The following is a 1835-nucleotide window of genomic DNA, read 5'->3' as shown; positions in this document are numbered from 1 at the left end:
CTCTAGAGGGTCACCTGTCGTTTTTGATTACTCTTTGCGAGTGACACGACAGTGATATACGATCCAAAATAGGGGATTCATTCTGATATGTTGGTCGTCCAGAAAGAGAGATTCAGACCCACGTATTCTTGCGGTTAGCACCGAGAGTTAGAAACATGATACACCGTTTAATACTGTCATTATAGGATAAGCACATAGGGAGATTATCTAAGCAATCATCACACTGCAATCATGACGAAAAGCGATTATATGGCTTGTTAGGCACCATCGACTAAAATCGGAGTATCTCAAATTTTCTCGATGACCACATCATCGTCATCGGTCACTCGATACTGGCATGCAAGTCAAATATTATCAGCATCATCGTGCGTTGAGACAGCGAGTCGAGTTTGTTTTTTGATCGCTCCCCAATTGATCCGCCCACGATACGGACAGCGCAGGTTCCACATTTGATGCTCATGACCGTGAGAGAAACAGAGATAATAGTGAACTCCCTCGGGGACAAGCCCCGACTCCGACTCCGAGGCTTCCCTGGTGAGGCTGCACTGCACTGCCCCGGCAAGGGAATTTCAGTCAACTCCTCCCGACCTCGATCTTCTTGTTTTCCGTGAGGAGTCGGCTGGAAGTCACACCCGAACACACCGCACTGCACCCCGCAGCGTCCGCGGGAGTGGGAGTCGCAGTCGCAGTCGCAGTCCGTCGCTGTCACTCCATCATCACCATCACCATCATCATGAGCATGAGCATGAGCATGACCATGACCCGGACAAACCCCCCGTCCCTGTCCCCGTCCCGTCGCCCCGCCAATCGCGGATGGTGAGAGGGGTCACAGTTCCGGACTACCGCAGCCAGCAGTAGATGAAGCTCGGTAATCCGTCTATGAGATTTTCTGACTATACATTTATACATCATGTAGCGTCATCACTGTGTATATCGGCTTCACCCACGGTCACGGGGTCAGATCAGTACAGTACAGTATCAAGGCCCCGGACCTCGAGGCACTCGCCTTGATATCTGTAGATCCTCAGAATGGATATTCTGACACTGGAAACGCGAATCCGAGATTCACGTCTGCACATAACAACTGTCTGTTCTGTTGATCACGTCCACGTCTTGAGGATATATCTCATGAATATATCTAGAACTGCTCTCACGCTCAATCACATCGATTGCCTCCTCATCACACTTAGGGCAGATAGGTGGATTCGGACGATTATCCTTAATCAACTCAACTCTGGTATCACAGTTATCACATGTTCTCTTTTTTTGTCGGGCTTCTTTCACAACCTTACTATCGATCTGCCGTGTTTTTGTCCCTCGACATTCGGGACATCCAATAACGTACCGTGCATCGGATTCCACGGATTCACTCATCCCATATACCTGCGTGTCGGGGGTTCGATACACTGTAACCTCTTGGATAACCATGTTATCGCCACGTTCGACTTTACAACACTCAGTCGTCTGATTAAGTAACTCAGCATCAATCATAGTTTTCAGCACATCATGCACTGTGCGATCACCAGCATCGGCACGATTGATAATGTCATGTTTTGTAAAATTGTCACTTTCGAGTGCTGTAACCCACACACGGTCCCTCTGGGTATTCTTTGCCATGTGATCATGTACGTGATGTATACATTTCAGTACCATGCAGATAACTGCATGGCGTCGGTTCTGTACGTCGCCTCCGGATGATATAGCTGCGAGGGATTAGGACTCGACCGGGTAGATGTACTGTAACACTGCAGTCCACACAGATAGCCTGAGTTAGCCGTGTGAGTACAGCGAGGACACTCGTGAGTGATCAGTTCCGAAGCCGGAGATTGAATGGA

1 protein-coding gene is annotated in these 1835 nt (G+C 48.9%); it reads right to left on the bottom strand.

Annotated elements, in window-relative coordinates:
• Positions 1-1065: 1065 nt before the first annotated feature.
• Positions 1066-1617, bottom strand: coding sequence for a hypothetical protein (locus tag J07HQW2_RS02410; RefSeq protein WP_021053672.1), 552 nt, complete (start codon positions 1615-1617; stop codon positions 1066-1068).
• Positions 1618-1835: the final 218 nt, after the last annotated feature.

Source organism: Haloquadratum walsbyi J07HQW2 (genome assembly GCF_000415985.1).
Taxonomy (GTDB): domain Archaea; phylum Halobacteriota; class Halobacteria; order Halobacteriales; family Haloferacaceae; genus Haloquadratum; species Haloquadratum walsbyi_B.
Note: the sequence above shows the minus strand (reverse complement) of the source record. Positions and strands in the feature narration are given on the sequence as shown.

What these genes read in the sequence shown, in the direction of transcription:
- J07HQW2_RS02410 (WP_021053672.1), bottom strand. Translation starts at nt 1,617, where the DNA reads ATGGCAAAGAATACCCAGAGGGACCGTGTGTGGGTTACAGCACTCGAA.